Source organism: Promicromonospora sp. NPDC023805 (assembly GCF_040639635.1).
Classification (GTDB): domain Bacteria; phylum Actinomycetota; class Actinomycetes; order Actinomycetales; family Cellulomonadaceae; genus Promicromonospora.
Genome location: NZ_JBFAAH010000004.1, coordinates 43,968 through 58,578, shown reverse-complemented (window position 1 = coordinate 58,578; position 14,611 = coordinate 43,968). Strand labels below are relative to the sequence as shown.

Sequence of the window (14,611 nt, the reverse complement as noted above, 5' to 3'; positions counted from 1 at the left end):
GCGCGGTTCCGGACGGATGCTCCTAAAGTCGGTTCGGCGGCGATCCATAGAGGGATTGCCGGCGGGGGTTGCCAGTACGAGGTCAGGGGAGGGCCATGCCCGCTGCGGTGGAACGGACGGGAATGCGCCAGGTGGCTGCGGTCGATGCTGGGGACGCAAGCATGGCAGCCCAGGGACGGGGGGTGGCACGAACCGACGGGGTCGCTCTGCTGGAGAGCGAAGTGCGTGAGCTCGTCCGGCGTCGTGGTGTGGACCCGATGGCCGAACCGGAACGGTTCGCCGAGCTGGTGCGCGAAGCAGCTGCGGACTATGCGGACCGCTCTGCGCGCGGCCTTCTCCTCGGCTTGACCGACATGGAGCGCGTGGTTCGGGACGTCACGAACGCGGTGGGTGGCTTCGGCCCGCTGCAGCCCTACCTCGACGACCCGGAGATCGAGGAGGTCTGGCTCAACGCCCCGACCCACGTGTACGTGGCGCGGCGCGGGGTGCCGGAGCTGACCAGCACCGTGCTGACCACCGAGCAGGTCAGTGACCTGGTGGAGCGGATGCTCAAGACGTCGGGCAGGCGGCTCGACCTGTCGAGCCCCTTCGTCGACGCGCGGCTGCCCGGTGGGGAGCGGCTGCACGTGGTGCTCCCCGAGATGACCGGGGGCGGGATGGCCGTGAACATCCGCAAGCACGTGGTGCGGGCCCGCGCACTCGCCGACATGGTGCGTCTCGGGTCGCTGACCGGACAGGCCGCGGCCTTCCTCGACGCCGCGGTCCGGGCCGGCCTGAACATACTCGTGTCCGGCCAGACCCAGGCGGGCAAGACGACGATGCTGAACGCCCTCGCGGGGTCGATCCCGGGATCCGAGCGGGTCATCTCGGCGGAGGAGGTCTGGGAGCTGCGCCTCCCGGTCCGCGACCACGTGGCCCTGCAGACGCGCCCGGCGAGCCTCGAGGGCACGGGAGAGGTGCCGCTGCGACGTCTGGTCAAGGAGGCGCTGCGGATGCGCCCCGACCGGATAGTGATCGGCGAGGTGCGCGAGGCGGAGGCCTTCGACCTGCTCATCGCCCTGAACAGCGGCATCCCCGGGATGTGCACGCTCCATGCCAACACCGCGCGCGAGGCGGTGGCCAAGATGACGACGCTGCCCCTGTTGGCCGGCGAGAACGTGTCCGACCGGTTCGTGGTGCCCACCGTCGCCTCGGCGGTGGACCTCGTGGTGCACCTCGGCCTGAGCCGTGCCGCGGACGGCGTGGTCCGGCGCCAGGTCCGCGAGATCGTCGCCGTCACCGGGCGCGTCGAGGAGGGCCGGATCGAGACCGCTGGCATCTTCGACAGGGACGCCGACGGCGACCTGCGGCGCGGCGACGGCATGCCGCCCGGCGAGGACCGGTTCGAGCGTGCAGGGTTCGACGTGCGGGCGTTGCTCGCGGACCCCCGGGTCGTTCCGGCCGGAACGCGTCCTGGGACGGGCGCCGCCGCCGGTCCGTGGGCGGGTGCGGGTGCCCGGTCGGGTGCGGACGCCCGGGCGGACGGGCGCGCGGGCGTCGGACCCTGGACGGCGCGCTGATGGGTGTGGTCGTAGGGCTGCTCCTGGGTGCAGGGGTGTTCTGCGTGTGGTGGTCGTTCTGGACCCCGGTACCGCGCCCCGCGGGCCGGGTCACGTGGCAGATGCGGACCCGGGACCTGCTGACCCAGGCGGGCGCGCCGTCGGTCACGCCGGCGATGCTCGTGGGCGCCTGCGCGACGCTCGGCCTCGTGACGCTGCTGCTCGGGCTCGCCCTGACCCGCTCGCCCGCGATCGCCGCATGCTTCGCCGTCCTGACGGCACCCGGTCCGGTGGTGCTGGTGCGGGCGCGGGCCCGCCGCCGTCGCCGGGCGCTGCGGGAGGTCTGGCCGGAAGTCGTGGACCACCTCGCATCCGGGGTACGCGCAGGGTTGTCCCTGCCGGAGGCGGTCGCCCAGCTCGGGCAGCGCGGACCGGTCGAGCTGCGGGAGCAGTTCGGCCGCTTCGCCCACGACTACCGGGCCGGCGGCCGGTTCGGTGACGCGCTCGACGCGCTCAAGGAGCGCCTCGCCGACCCGGTGGCCGACCGCATAGTGGAGGCCCTCCGTCTCACGCGCGAGGTCGGCGGGCAGGACCTGGGCCGGCTGCTCCGCACGCTCAGCGGCTTCCTCCGGGAGGACGCCGCCACCCGCGGCGAGCTGGAGGCCCGGCAGAGCTGGACCGTGAACGGTGCCCGGGTGGCGGTCGCCGGGCCGTGGGTCGTGCTGGCGCTGCTCTCCACCCGGCCGGAGACCGCGCGCGCCTACGACTCGCCCACCGGCGTCGCGGTGCTGGTCATCGGCGGTCTCTGCGCCCTGATCGCCTACCGGATGATGCTCCGGATCGGCAGGCTGCCCGCCGAACGCCGGGTGCTGCGGTGACGGGCTGGATGGCAGGGGCGCTCGCCGGTCTCGGCGTCGCCCTGGGACTCCTGATCGTGCTCGCCCGACTGCGGGCGCGCGCCGTGACCCTCGACGAACGGCTCGCGCCGTACCTCCGCCCGCGTGACGCGACCTCGACGCTCCTTCGAGAGGTCAGCCGCACCTCGGCGGTGGTCCGCCTGCTCGGCCTGCACGACGTCGGCGCCCGCCTCGAACGGTTCGGCTCGCCCCGCGTGGAGGTACGGCGAAGGCTCGACCGGGCAGGATCCGCCGAGTCGGTGGACCACTTCCGGGCACGGCAGGTCGTGTGGACGGTCGCCGGGCTGGCCACGGGGCTCGGACTCGCGCTGCTGCTCGCGGCGACCCGCGGGGCGGCGGTCGTGCCGCTGCTGGCGCTCGTCGTCGTCGCCGGCGCATGCGGCTACGTGGCCTGTGACCAGGCCCTCACCCTCCGCGTCCGGCGGCGCGAGGAACGGCTGCTGGCCGAGCTGCCGACCATCGCAGAGCTGCTGGCCCTCGCGGTCGCAGCGGGGGAGAGCCCGCCCGCCGCCCTCGAACGCGTGGCCTCGACGGCACGCGGCGAGCTCGCCGCCGAGATCCGGCGCATGGTCGCCGAGGTGCGCGCCGGCGCGCCCGTCACCACTGCCCTGACCGCGCTCGCGGACCGGTCGGGCCTCCCGCCCCTGTCGCGGTTCGCCGAGGGGGTGGTCGTGGCCCTGGAGCGAGGAACACCGTTGGCCGACGTGCTGCGCGCGCAGGCGCGCGACGTCCGCGAGGCCGGCCGCCGTTCCCTCCTGGAGGCGGGCGGACGCAAGGAGATCCTGATGATGGTCCCGGTCGTGTTCCTCGTGCTCCCGGTGACCGTCGTCTTCGCTGTTTTCCCCAGCCTGGCCACCCTCCGGATCGGGCTCTGACATGACCCTCCAAATGACCCCCTACGAAAGGAAATGACATGCGCGACGGCGATGATCCCGGCTCAGAGGCGGGTTCCGAACCGGACAGTGAACGGGGCGACGTGCCGGGGTGGGTCTTGATCACTCTCATGACGGCGGGATTGGTCGTCGCCCTCTGGGCCATGGCCGGCCCGCTGCTCGAGAACGCGTTCCGGCAGGCGATCAGCAGCGTCACGGGCCAGGGATGAGTTCCGACCGGCCGGAGCACGGCTCCGCCGCGGTCGAGTTCCTCCTGGTGTCCGTGCTGGTCCTGGCTCTGCTGCTCGGCGTGGTCCAGGTGGCGCTCGCGGTGCACGTGCGGTCCCTCGCCATCGACGCGGCCGCGGAGGGCGCCCGTGTGGCGGCCCGCGCCGACCGGGGCCCTGCCGACGGCGTCGCGCGTACGCGTGCGCTGCTGGCCGAAGCCCTGACCGGGGCCTACGCCCGCGACGTCACGGCGGGCCGCACCACGGTCGACGGTCTCGTGGTGACCGAGGTGACGGTCCGCACGCCGCTGCCCGTCGTCGGCCTGCTCGGTCCCGGCGGGACACTCACCGTGCGGGGCCACGCGCTGGCGGAGGCGCGATGACGGCGGGGGAGCCGGAGCGCGGTTCGGCGATGGTCGAGTTCCTCGGGGTCGCGCTGATCCTGCTGATCCCTCTTGTCTACCTGGTGGTGACCCTGGGTCGGGTCCAGGCCGCCGCGTTCGCCGCCGAGGGGGCCGCGAAGGACGCCGTCCGCGCGATGGTGACCGCCGAGTCGTCGGCGGCGGGCGCGGCGCGTGCCGAGGCCGCTGTCGGGATCGCCCTGACGGACCAGGGCTTCGACCGCGGGAGCGGCGCACTCAGCCTGGAGTGCTCCGCCTCCCCGTGCCTGACGCCGGGCGGCGCGGTCAGCGCCGTCGTGCGGGTCGAGGTGCCGCTGCCCCTCCTGCCCGACGCCGTACGCGGCTGGGTGCCCCTGTCGGTCCCGGTAGAGGCAACCCGCACGGGCACGACGGACCGCTACGCCCAACCTCGTCCGTAGTCGGTGGTGGGCGTGACCGTCGCGGCTCTCACGAGCACAAGGCCGCAACGGTCACGCCCTCCACCACGCCGCTCGTGCCGACCTGCCCCCAGTGGCAGGTCGGCGGGTCAGCGGGTCACGGGACCGTGCAGGTCGCCGTCGGGAGGTTGGTGTTGCCGTTCTTGTAGACGGTGATGCCGAAGTTGTTGCCGGCGCCGTTCGGTGTCGCCGTCAGCGTGCCAGAGGTGCCGGAGACGGTGGCGTTCCATGAGTTCTGCAGGGTCTGTCCGCCCTGCAGCTGGATCGAGACCCGCCACGTCGAGCTGCCGGAGACCGCCAGCGAGACGTTGAACCGGTCGGACCAGTCGGTCGACCGGGTGACCGCGACCGTGCAGCCGCCCGGCTGGGGGTTACCGGTGCCGCCTCCGTTCAGAGCGTTGAGCGTGGAGGTGTAGGCGGCCTTCTTGTTGCCGCTGCCGTCGAAGAGCAGCGGGGTGCCGCTGGCGCGCCACGAGTCGGTGTCCCGAACTCCCCAGACGCTGATACCGGTGCAGCGCGAGACGGCGAGGCAGGCCTGGACGACGCGGCGATAGTTGTCCGCCTGCGCGGTACCGGATCCCTCGATGTCGAGCTCGGTGATCTGGACGTCGACGCCCAGTGCCGCGAAGCTCGAGATCGTGGTCTGGTAGTTGCTCGGTACGGGGCTCTGCGCGTTGAAGTGGGACTGCAGGCCCACGCAGTCGATGGGTACGCCGCGGGCCTTGAAGTCGCGCACCAGGTTGTACACGGCCTGGGTCTTGGCGTGCGACCAGTCGTCGGTGTTGTAGTCGTTGTAGCAGAGCTTGGCGTTCGGGTCGGCGGCATCGGCGGCGCGGAACGCGGCCTCGATCCAGTCGTTCCCGGTGCGCTGCAGGTTCGAGTCGCGGCGGGCGCCCGAGGAGCCGTCCTGGAACGCCTCGTTCACCACGTCCCAGGAATGGATCTGGCCCCGGTAGTGGGTGGCGACCTGGGTGACGTGGTTGAGCATGGCGTTCCGCAGGGCGGAGCCGCTCATGTTCTGCATCCAGCCAGGCTGCTGCGAGTGCCACGCCAGCGTGTGGCCACGCACCTGCTTGCCGTTGCTGCGTGCCCAGCTCACGATCCGGTCGCCGTTGGTGTAGTTGAACTGGTTCTGGTTCGGCTCGGTCGCGTCGATCTTCATCTCGTTCTCGGCGGTGATCATGTTGAACTCACGGTTCGCGATGGTCGTGTACACCGAGTCGGAGAGCTTGCCCGCTGAGATCGCGGTGCCGAAGTACCGGCCCGACTCCGCGGCCGCTGCCTGCAGCGTGCTGCCGGCGGCCTGTGCGGTGGTGGCTGCGACACCGCCGGCGAGGACCACCGCGGTCAGAGTGGCGAGCGAGATGGCTCGCAACCTGCGCCGCGCGGGTGGTGTGAGCGTTCGGGTCATCGTTGATCCCTTCGTGCTGGACGGGCCGTCGTTGGCCCGTCGGACGTGGAAAAGGATTTCGATCCACAGTGCTGCCTGTCAAGAGGTTCTGCTAAACGTTTTCAAAGATCAGAGAAAGTGAAACGTTTAGGCCGGCTCGGGGCACTCGGCAGGGCGGGCTGTGGACAACCGCCGCCGTCGTCCGGCAGGTGTGGGCCGCCCGCTGGACAATGAGGGAATGCGCCTCGCGGACCCTGCCATCGCCGCCGGACAACGGGAGAGCGGCCGCATCATGCTGCTGACCTCGGCGTTCGTCGCGTTCGCCCTGATGCTCGTCGCGGTGGTCGCCTCGGCGAGCGCGGTCCACCTGGACCGCAAGACGCTCTACGACGTAGCGGATCTCGCCGCGGCCGACGCCGCGAGCGCGATGTCCCCCGACTCGTTCTACGCGGGTGCCGGTGCGCCCGCCGAAGGCGCTCCGCTCACCCTGTCAGACGCCGACGTGCGCACCGCCGTCGAGCAGTACCTCGCCGAGCACCCGCCGGGCATCCCGCTGGCGGTGACCGGTGCGTCGTCGCCCGACGGTCGCTCGGCCCGGGTGTCCCTCGCGACGGTGTCCCGGCCGCCGCTGCTGCGGTGGTTCACCGACGCGTTCGGCGGCGGGATCAGGGTGACGGCGTCGTCCACGGCACGCGCGTGGTGAGCCGGGTTAAGTTGTGGCCATGAGCGACCTGAACGAGCACGGCACGAACGACCCGGAGGCAGGCACGCGCCTCGAACCCCAGCAGATCTTCGACCTCGCCCGGCAGGGGGCCGACGTCCTGCTGGACCTGGTGGACGCGGGGCTCCCCGTCGACCTGGCCGACGAGTCGGGCAACACGCTGCTGATGCTCGCCGCCTACCACGGACACGCTGACCTGACGGCGGGCCTGGCCGAGCGGGGCGCGGACGTGAACCGGCTGAACCGCAAGAACCAGGCGCCGCTCGCGGGGGCCGTGTTCAAGAACGAGGCGGACGTGATCCGGGTGCTCGTCGAGCATGGCGCGGACCCCGACGCCGGGAACCCGAGTGCGCGGGCGACGGCTCAGATGTTCGGCCGCGAGCTGCCGGAGCCCGGGGCTCACTGAGCAGGCCCCCGCGCCGGCGCCGGATCTTCCGGCGTCGGGCACGACGATGCGCGGGTAACCTTGAACATCGTGGCAACCAACGACTTTCCCGCAGAGATCAAGGCGCTCCGCGCCACCCTCGATTCCATCGAGGCAGTGAGCGACCCCACCGCCCTGCAGGCGAAGATCGCCGAGCTGTCCGAGCAGGCGTCGGCTCCCAACCTCTGGGACGACCCGGACGAGGGCCAGCGTGTCTCCTCCGCGCTCTCGGCCGCGCAGTCCGAGCTCGACCGGGTGGAAAAGCTCCGCGCCCGGATCGACGACGTCGAGACGCTCGTCGAGCTCGGCAACGAGATGGACGACGCCGACTCGCTCACCGAGGCCGAGGAGGAGGTCGTCAAGATCCGCAAGGATCTCGCCGCCCTCGAGGTGCGCACGCTGCTGAACGGTGAGTACGACTCCCGCGAGGCCGTCGTGACGATCCGCTCGGGTGCGGGCGGCGTCGACGCCGCCGACTTCGCCGAGATGCTGATGCGCATGTACCTGCGCTGGGCCGAGCGCCACGGCTATCCCACCAAGGTCGGTGACACCTCGTACGCGGAAGAGGCGGGCCTCAAGTCGGCCACCTTCGAGGTCAACGTGCCGTACGCCTTCGGGAACCTGTCCGTCGAGGCGGGCACCCACCGCCTGGTGCGCATCTCGCCGTTCGACAACCAGGGCCGCCGGCAGACGTCGTTCGCGGCGGTCGAGGTGATCCCGCTCATCGCGCAGACCGACCACATCGACATCCCGGACTCCGAGCTCAAGATCGACGTCTACCGCTCCTCGGGCCCGGGCGGCCAGTCCGTGAACACCACCGACTCCGCGGTGCGGATGACGCACATCCCGACCGGCGTCGTGGTGGCCATGCAGAACGAGAAGTCGCAGATCCAGAACCGCGCTGCCGCCTACCGCGTCCTGCAGTCGCGCCTGCTCCTGCTGCGCAAGGCGGAGGAGGCGGCCACGCGCAAGGAGATGGCCGGCGACATCAAGGCGAGCTGGGGCGACCAGATGCGCTCCTACGTGCTGCAGCCGTACCAGATGGTCAAGGACCTGCGCACGGAGCACGAGTCGGGCAACCCCCAGGCTGTGTTCGACGGCGCCATCGACGACTTCATCGAGGCCGGCATCCGCTGGCGCCGGGGCGGCGGCGAGAGCTGACGGTCGCGCGGGGCGCCTAGCCCTGGATGAATTGCCGCTTGCCAAGCGTTTTGACCGATATGGCGTCCGGACTTCGCGGACCGGGTGAGTTTTGTCGGCGTGTCCGGCCGACACGCCACCGGTTCACCCCCCTAGTCTCGGGCTCGTGATCAGGTTCGAGAACGTGTCGAAGGTCTACGCGCGGGGCGCACGGCCTGCCCTCGACCAGGTCTCCGTGGATGTCGAACGTGGCGAGTTCGTCTTCCTCGTGGGGGCCTCGGGCTCGGGCAAGTCGACGTTCCTGTCGTTGGTGCTGCGCGAGCAGCGGCCGACGCGCGGCCGGGTGTACGTGGCAGGGCGGGACGTCGCGAACCTCTCGGGGTGGCGCGTGCCCACGCTGCGCCGTCAGCTCGGCGTGGTGTTCCAGGACTTCCGCCTGCTGCAGAACAAGACGGTCCACGAGAACGTGGCCTTCGCCCTGCAGGTGATCGGCAAGCCCCGCCACGTCATCCGGGACACCGTGCCCGAGGTGCTGGAGATGGTCGGCCTGACGGGCAAGGGCAAGCGCATGCCTACCGAGCTGTCGGGCGGCGAGCAGCAGCGTGCGGCGATCGCCCGCGCGATCGTGAACCGGCCGCAGATCCTCCTGGCCGACGAGCCCACGGGAAACCTCGACCCCACCACCTCGCTGGGCATCATGCGCCTGCTGGACCGCATCAACCGGACGGGCACCACGGTGGTCATGGCCACGCACGACGACGAGATAGTCAACGAGATGCGGCGCCGCGTGGTCGAGCTGTCCGACGGCGTCGTCGTCCGCGACGAGGCACGGGGCGGCTACGGCGAGCGCGAGGCGATCCTGCCCGACGTCGGCGCGTCGCCGGTGCTCGACTCCCCGGGCAGCGGCACCCGTGCGCCGGTCCAGACCGTGCGGGGGGTGTGACCGTGCGGTTCCAGTTCGTGCTGGGTGAGGTCTTCTCCGGCCTGCGCCGCAACACCACGATGGTCGTGGCAGTGGTGCTCGTGACGTTCGTGTCGCTGACGTTCGTCGGCGCGGCAGCCCTGCTCCAGGCCCAGATCGGCAAGCTGAAGGACGACTGGTACGACCTCGTCGAGGTCTCCGTGTTCCTCTGCCCGCAGGGCTCCGTCGTGCCGACGTGCGCGGGCGGCGAGGCCACCCGCGCCCAGGTCGACGCCGTGCGCCAGATCATCGACACCGAGCTGTCCGACGAGGTCAGCGCCGTCTACTTCGAGTCGAAGGAGCAGGCGTTCGAGGCGTTCAGCGAGCGCTACCCCGACGGCTACCAGGGCACGCAGCTCACCGCCGCCGACATGCAGGCCTCCCTGCGCCTCAAGCTGGCCGACGCCGAGCAGTTCGCCGTCGTGAGCGACGTGCTCTCCGGCCGGGACGGCGTGGAGATCGTGGAGGACCAACGGGCCGTCTTCGAACCGTTGTTCCGAACGCTCAACGTCGCCACGCTGCTCGCGGCCGGGCTAGCCGGCGTCATGCTCCTGGCGGCGGTGCTGCTGATCACGACCACCATCCGGCTGAGCGCTGTCTCGCGGCGCAAGGAGACGGAAATCATGCGTCTGGTGGGCGCGTCGAACCTGTTCATCCAGCTGCCGTTCCTGCTGGAGGGGGCGCTGGCGGCAGTGCTGGGCTCACTGCTGGCCGGAGGTGGGCTCTGGCTCGCCGTCCGGTTCATGGTCAGCGACTGGCTCGAACGGTCGGTCGACTGGGTGGCCTACGTCTCGGAGGTCGACGTGCTCCGCGTCGCGCCTCTGCTCGTGATCATGGCCGTCGCCCTGGCCGCGCTCTCGTCCTTCTTCACCCTGAACCGGTATACGAGGATCTGATGCCTACTTCACGAAGCCTTCGGTTCTGGACCGTCGCACGCAGGACCGTCGCACGCAGGGCCGTAGCACGCAGGGCGGTAGGACGCGGCCCGGTCGCGGCGGTGCTCGCGGCGGTCCTCCTGCTGGGTGGCGCCACCGTCGGGTACGCGGACGACCTCGACGACCGCCGCGCCGCCGCCGAGCGGAAGCAGCAGGCCAAGGAGGACGAGCGTGAGAACCTCGAGGCCGAGCTGGAGCACACGGACACGCAGCTGGCCGACGCCGTCCTCGAGCTGAACCAGGTCGAGGGGCGCCTGCCCGTCGCGGAGGCCGAGCTCGCCGTGGCCGAGGCCGAGCTGGAGCGCGCGGAGCGGGAGGCGGCGATCCTCGCCCAGCGCCTGGCCGACGCGCAGCTGGAGGAGGCGACGGTCACCCAGCTCCTCCAGGACGGCTCCGGCAAGGTCGACGGGGCGCGCGACGACATCGCGCAGATGGCGCGCGAGGAGTTCCGCGGCGCGGGCAACGCCTCGACGATCGGCCTCGTGACCGGCGCGCAGAGCACCAAGGAGTTCATCGACGGGTACTCGGTCTCGTCGTCGGCCGCGCGGATCCGGGCGCGCACGCTCGCCGAGCTGCAGAGCGCCGAGGCGACCGCCCGCAACCTGCAGGCGCGGCTGTCCGCCATCCGCGAGGTGGTCACGGAGCTCAAGCGCCTGGCGGACGAGAACGTACGGTCCAAGGAGCAGGCCAGGCAGTCGGCGGCGGCGCGCAAGGCAGAGATCGTCGAGCTGATCGCCGAGCAGGAGCGGCTCAAGTCCCGTATCGAGCGGCGCAAGCACGTCGCGGTGCAGAACATGCAGGACACCGAGCAGGAGCTCAGCTCCATCGAGTCCGACCTCAAGGGCATCATCAGCGAGCAGCGGGAGCGGGACGAGCGCCTGGCCCGGGAGCAGGCCGAGCGGGAGGCGGAGGGGAACAACACGGGCGGCGGGTCCGGAGGCGGCGGTTCCTCGGGCGGCGGATCGGGCGGTGGCGGATCGTCCGGCGGCGGCACGGGCACCGTGTCGTTCCTCAGCTACCCGACGGCGAGCCCCGTCGTCACCTCCTCGTACGGCATGCGGTTCCACCCGGTGCTGCAGTACTACCGCCTGCACGCCGGAACCGACCTCCGGGCGTACTGCGGTACCCCGATCCTGGCGCCGGCGGACGGCACGGTGCTCTACGCGCGCTACCTGGACGGCCTGGGCAACCAGGTGCTGATCAACCACGGCTACTCGTCCGGCGGCAGCAGCGTGATGACGAGCTCCAACCACCTCACCTCGTTCGCGGTGTCGCCCGGCCAGCAGGTCTCGCGCGGCCAGGTGATCGGGTACTCGGGCACCACCGGCACGTCGACGGCCTGCCACCTGCACTTCGAGGTATACATCAACGGTTCGACGGTGGACCCGATGAGCTGGCTGTAAAAGCCTGGTCCACCGAGGTCGGACGCGTAAACTGGGGCGTCGCGCTGCCCGCATGGGGCATGCCGCACCAGTAGATCCCGGAGGGAGACCATGGCCAAGAAGGACGATCCGCGCAAGATCGTGGCGAACAACAAGAAAGCCCGTCATGACTACGTGATCGAGGACGTCTTCGAGGCCGGGCTCGTGCTGTCGGGTACCGAGGTCAAGGCGCTGCGGATGGGGCGGGCTTCCCTCACGGACGGCTACGCCAACATCGATCGTGGCGAGGCGTGGCTCGAGAACGTGCACATCCCCGCGTACTTCCAGGGCACGTGGAACAACCACGCGCCGCGGCGTCGGCGCAAGCTGCTGCTGCACCGCGAGGAGATCCTCCGGCTGGAGTCGAAGTCACGCGAGAAGGGGCACACCCTGATTCCCCTCGCGCTGTACTTCCTCGACGGCCGGGCCAAGGTGGAGATCGCCCTGGCCCGCGGCAAGAAGGAGTACGACAAGCGGCAGACCCTGCGTGAGCAGCAGGACATGCGCGAGGCTCAGCGGGCGATGCGGCAGAAGGAGCTCCGCTGACCGGTCGCGGTAGCGGCCACGGGTCTGCGGGCAGTAACGGAAATAACGTTCCCGTCTGCGGGGTTGTCGCATAGGATGGAGATGTTCCGCACGGGCGCAGCTCGTGCGGGGCAGTTGAAAACAACATAGGGGCTGATCGGTTTCGACGGTGGTCGTGCTTCGAGGAGAAGCGGGCCGAGGATGCAGGCTTATCTCGTAAACGATGCCTGCAAACACATAGTTGCCGATAACTCGCGCAACGACTTCGCCCTCGCCGCCTGAGCGAGCCCGAAGTCCGTCGGCCTGGGAGATGCTTCCGTCCCAGTAGCCGGCGTCATCTAGGAAGCCACTGCTCGTAGCTCTCGTCATCGGGGCTACGGGAACATTTAGATGACTGGGCCTGTCCGCGAACGTGTCTGTGCGAGTGCGGGGGCCGAGAAAATCCATAGCAGACTGCGCCCGGAGAAGTACTCGAAAAGCGTCACCGGACCCGGGTTCGATTCCCGGCAGCTCCACCCCTATGACAGCAGGCCCGCCTCCATCGGAGGCGGGCCTGCTGTGTTGCCGGCGCGTGGGCAAGCGGCGCGGCCTACTGCCTCGACAGGTCCGAGACGGGTATGGCTACCTCGCGCGACCGCAGGATGCCGGTCACCAAGACCACTGCCTCGTTGCCCGCCCAGCCCCGTCGGACTGCCGTCACGATGCCCTCTGTGCCGCGCTCGGTGCTCGACGCCCCGGTGACCCTCACCATGACGCCTGTGGCGATCCCGTCGCCCATAACTCTCTTCTTTCTGTAGTCAGTTCGGGCCGGGACGATCAATTCACACATGCGTCTGGTAATCGCTCAGCTCGGTGGGTGCCTGAGCCTGCCAGCGGTTTGGTGCGGCGTCAAGATGAATGTGCGATGTTGATTTATGGCGCCAGGTCGCCATCTGTGTCGTGCATTTTCTTACCGCTGAATGGCAATTCTCGTCGCTATCCAACTATGGTTCATGACGCTTCAAAGGTTATTCGCAATTCCGGCCAATCCGCCAGATATCACCCACGGTTGTCCGGCCGGACTACCACCGGAGCGCGGGGTCCCAACGCAGCTGCGCGCCCCCGCGTTCGAGGTCGCTCTGGAAGCCCCTGAGCTCGCGCGCATCGGCGCGCACCGCAGCCGGCTCGACCTTGCGGTCGAGGCAGTAGGAGGCGAGAGCGCCTGCTGCTTCACCGATGGACCACTCGACGGGCTGCAGTCGGTAGCTGCCGTTCGAGATGTGGGTGGTGCCGATGTTCTTGGCAGCCGGTAGCAGGTTCCGCACCCGCTGCGGCAGGAGTGCGCCGAGCGGTATCTCGAACGGCTCCGGCAGCCCGCCGCCGCCTGCGCTGCCGCCGGTCGTGGCATGCCTGTCGATCCAGTAGTAGTGCCCGACCCCCACCGTGTCCGGATAGCGTTCCGCTCCCCGCCCGTCGCGAAGGTTCCGGTCGAAGTCCTGCTCGAGAATCGTGCGCTGCGCTCGAATGCGCCGCGACTCGCGGAAGTACGGCGTCATCGCGAATCCGTCCGCGGTGCCCGTCACCCGCGGCGTGAGTCGAAGGCCCGGCCACCCGATGCCGCCGTCCGGCCTCGGGGCTTCCGTCTGCAGCCAGTAGAGCAGCGACCTGCTGAGCTCCTTGGAACGGTCCCAGTGTGTTGCTGCGTCCTCGGTGCCGAAGAGTGGTCCGCCGACGTAATCGTTCATGGGCCAGTTCACGATCACGATGTCGCTCTCGTACGCGCCGTCCTCGAACTGACGCCGCGCGGCGATGCGGCGATAGTTCCACAGCTCGGGAGCCTCGCCCATGTTGCGATGATCCACGTCGATTCCGAATGGATCATCGTCGGCGTTCACGTTCAGCGTGTACTCGCGGGCGATCGACCCGTCGTGGGCGGCTCGGCGGAACCCCAGCATCTTCTCGCCCCCGAGCTGCGGAGGGCGCCAGTCACGGAAGACGTCGTAGTCGTCCGGACGGCCGATGGTGTGGTCCTCGCCTTCCAGGTGCTCGACCGCGAAACACCACGTGGCGCTCTGCATGTCGAGGGGATCGCCGGTCTCCGGGGCGCCAGGCTCACCGGTCTCGTCTCGACTTTCACGCCCGGTGACGAACTCGACGCCGCCCAGCTCCAGCAGGTCGCCGAGCTCGGTCGCATCGAGAACGAACGGCGCGGTGAGCTCGAGTCCGTTCCCGTCGCGGTCCCGCACCACGACGGCGTTCACGAGGTCACGGTCGGCGTGCACCGCGATGGGTGTCGTGTCGAGCATCAGCGTCAGCTGCCCGGACGCCTCGTACGGGCGCAGCAGGCTGTGGATCACCGCGAGGATGACCTTGGGTTCGACACTCAGCGGGCTGACCCACGCCGCACCTGGGTTGAGATGCTCGTCGGCTCGCGCCGCGGCGGACAGAGGGTAGTAGGTCCGGTAGTGCTCGCGGACGAGGTGGCGGAAGTGCGCGTAGCTGCGGTTGCGGCCGGTCGTCTCGATGCGTCGATGCTCGTCGCTCGGCACCAGCTGGGTGGTCAGCTGCCCCCCCAGCCAGGACGTCCGCTCGGTCATGATCACCGATCTGCCTCGGCGCAAGGCGGCCAGAGCGGCGGATACCCCGCCGACTCCGCCGCCGACGATCAGAAGGTCTGCCTGCTGCTGTGTCACGTAGAACACCTCTCGTTCCCGGGAACTTTA

General features: G+C 70.2%; 16 protein-coding genes and 1 other RNA gene. 14 read left to right on the top strand and 3 right to left on the bottom strand.

What is annotated here, in order from left to right; translation table 11 throughout:
- Positions 1-182: 182 nt before the first annotated feature.
- From AB0F70_RS06445 to AB0F70_RS06420, 6 genes are read left to right on the top strand one after another with little or no spacing between them, the layout of a single operon-like run.
- Complete coding sequence (locus AB0F70_RS06445; RefSeq protein ID WP_357444917.1) at positions 183-1,559, top strand: ATPase, T2SS/T4P/T4SS family; 1,377 nt, start codon at positions 183-185, stop codon at positions 1,557-1,559.
- Entirely contained in the window at positions 1,559-2,416 is an 858-nt protein-coding gene (locus AB0F70_RS06440; protein WP_357444914.1) for a type II secretion system F family protein, read from the top strand. The genes AB0F70_RS06445 and AB0F70_RS06440 overlap by 1 nt, the downstream gene beginning before the upstream one ends.
- The gene (locus tag AB0F70_RS06435; protein ID WP_357444911.1) at positions 2,413-3,330 is read left to right on the top strand and encodes a type II secretion system F family protein; all 918 of its coding nucleotides are present in this window, start codon (positions 2,413-2,415) and stop codon (positions 3,328-3,330) included. The genes AB0F70_RS06440 and AB0F70_RS06435 overlap by 4 nt, the downstream gene beginning before the upstream one ends.
- A 38-nt stretch (positions 3,331-3,368) precedes the next feature.
- Positions 3,369-3,557 (top strand): hypothetical protein, encoded by a 189-nt coding sequence (locus AB0F70_RS06430; protein WP_357444908.1) that lies wholly within the window; start codon positions 3,369-3,371, stop codon positions 3,555-3,557.
- Positions 3,554-3,937: a TadE/TadG family type IV pilus assembly protein gene (locus tag AB0F70_RS06425; protein WP_357444905.1), complete on the top strand. Its 384-nt coding sequence runs from the start codon at positions 3,554-3,556 to the stop codon at positions 3,935-3,937. Before AB0F70_RS06430 ends, AB0F70_RS06425 begins: the two co-directional genes overlap by 4 nt.
- Positions 3,934-4,374, top strand: coding sequence for a pilus assembly protein (locus AB0F70_RS06420; RefSeq protein WP_357444902.1), 441 nt, complete (start codon positions 3,934-3,936; stop codon positions 4,372-4,374). Before AB0F70_RS06425 ends, AB0F70_RS06420 begins: the two co-directional genes overlap by 4 nt.
- 115 nt (positions 4,375-4,489) lie before the next feature.
- On the opposite strand, the gene AB0F70_RS06415 is transcribed toward AB0F70_RS06420, so the two are convergent.
- Positions 4,490-5,803, bottom strand: a complete 1,314-nt coding sequence (locus AB0F70_RS06415) for an endo-1,4-beta-xylanase (RefSeq protein WP_357444899.1) — start codon at positions 5,801-5,803, stop codon at positions 4,490-4,492.
- Between the two features lie 217 nt (positions 5,804-6,020).
- Here AB0F70_RS06415 and AB0F70_RS06410 point away from each other — a divergent pair, with 217 nt between their 5' ends.
- The 8 genes from AB0F70_RS06410 (at position 6,021) to ssrA (ending at position 12,427) form a co-directional block, all read left to right on the top strand.
- Entirely contained in the window at positions 6,021-6,485 is a 465-nt protein-coding gene (locus AB0F70_RS06410) for a hypothetical protein (RefSeq protein WP_357444896.1), read from the top strand.
- A gap of 19 nt (positions 6,486-6,504) precedes the next feature.
- Positions 6,505-6,909, top strand: a complete 405-nt coding sequence (locus AB0F70_RS06405) for an ankyrin repeat domain-containing protein (RefSeq protein ID WP_357444893.1) — start codon at positions 6,505-6,507, stop codon at positions 6,907-6,909.
- Between the two features lie 69 nt (positions 6,910-6,978).
- Positions 6,979-8,088, top strand: coding sequence for a peptide chain release factor 2 (prfB, locus tag AB0F70_RS06400; protein WP_357444890.1), 1,110 nt, complete (start codon positions 6,979-6,981; stop codon positions 8,086-8,088).
- 145 nt (positions 8,089-8,233) lie between these two features.
- Entirely contained in the window at positions 8,234-9,010 is a 777-nt protein-coding gene (gene ftsE / locus AB0F70_RS06395) for a cell division ATP-binding protein FtsE (RefSeq protein WP_357444888.1), read from the top strand.
- 2 nt (positions 9,011-9,012) lie between these two features.
- On the top strand, positions 9,013-9,924 hold the full coding sequence (gene ftsX, locus AB0F70_RS06390; protein ID WP_357444885.1) for a permease-like cell division protein FtsX: 912 nt from the start codon (positions 9,013-9,015) through the stop codon (positions 9,922-9,924).
- On the top strand, positions 9,924-11,366 hold the full coding sequence (locus tag AB0F70_RS06385) for a peptidoglycan DD-metalloendopeptidase family protein (protein WP_357444882.1): 1,443 nt from the start codon (positions 9,924-9,926) through the stop codon (positions 11,364-11,366). The genes ftsX and AB0F70_RS06385 overlap by 1 nt, the downstream gene beginning before the upstream one ends.
- Before the next feature lie 90 nt (positions 11,367-11,456).
- Positions 11,457-11,930 carry an SsrA-binding protein SmpB gene (gene smpB / locus AB0F70_RS06380; RefSeq protein ID WP_357444880.1) on the top strand — a complete coding sequence of 158 codons (474 nt, stop codon included), beginning with the start codon at positions 11,457-11,459 and terminating at the stop codon, positions 11,928-11,930.
- Between the two features lie 128 nt (positions 11,931-12,058).
- Positions 12,059-12,427, top strand: a transfer-messenger RNA (tmRNA) gene (gene ssrA, locus AB0F70_RS06375).
- Positions 12,428-12,498: 71 nt separating this feature from the next.
- Here ssrA and AB0F70_RS06370 read toward each other — a convergent pair.
- Both AB0F70_RS06370 and AB0F70_RS06365 read right to left on the bottom strand, forming a co-directional pair.
- The gene (locus AB0F70_RS06370) at positions 12,499-12,687 is read right to left on the bottom strand and encodes a hypothetical protein (RefSeq protein ID WP_357444877.1); all 189 of its coding nucleotides are present in this window, start codon (positions 12,685-12,687) and stop codon (positions 12,499-12,501) included.
- Between the two features lie 283 nt (positions 12,688-12,970).
- Positions 12,971-14,581, bottom strand: coding sequence for an FAD-dependent oxidoreductase (locus AB0F70_RS06365; RefSeq protein WP_357444874.1), 1,611 nt, complete (start codon positions 14,579-14,581; stop codon positions 12,971-12,973).
- Positions 14,582-14,611 lie beyond the last annotated feature (30 nt).

Coding starts and splice junctions, on each gene's coding strand:
- AB0F70_RS06440 (WP_357444914.1), top strand. CDS start 1,559: ATGGGTGTGGTCGTAGGGCTGCTCCTGGGTGCAGGGGTGTTCTGCGTG.
- AB0F70_RS06430 (WP_357444908.1), top strand. CDS start 3,369: ATGCGCGACGGCGATGATCCCGGCTCAGAGGCGGGTTCCGAACCGGAC.
- AB0F70_RS06425 (WP_357444905.1), top strand. CDS start 3,554: ATGAGTTCCGACCGGCCGGAGCACGGCTCCGCCGCGGTCGAGTTCCTC.
- AB0F70_RS06420 (WP_357444902.1), top strand. CDS start 3,934: ATGACGGCGGGGGAGCCGGAGCGCGGTTCGGCGATGGTCGAGTTCCTC.
- AB0F70_RS06415 (WP_357444899.1), bottom strand. CDS start 5,803: ATGACCCGAACGCTCACACCACCCGCGCGGCGCAGGTTGCGAGCCATC.
- AB0F70_RS06410 (WP_357444896.1), top strand. CDS start 6,021: ATGCGCCTCGCGGACCCTGCCATCGCCGCCGGACAACGGGAGAGCGGC.
- AB0F70_RS06405 (WP_357444893.1), top strand. CDS start 6,505: ATGAGCGACCTGAACGAGCACGGCACGAACGACCCGGAGGCAGGCACG.
- AB0F70_RS06385 (WP_357444882.1), top strand. CDS start 9,924: ATGCCTACTTCACGAAGCCTTCGGTTCTGGACCGTCGCACGCAGGACC.
- smpB (WP_357444880.1), top strand. CDS start 11,457: ATGGCCAAGAAGGACGATCCGCGCAAGATCGTGGCGAACAACAAGAAA.
- AB0F70_RS06370 (WP_357444877.1), bottom strand. CDS start 12,687: ATGGGCGACGGGATCGCCACAGGCGTCATGGTGAGGGTCACCGGGGCG.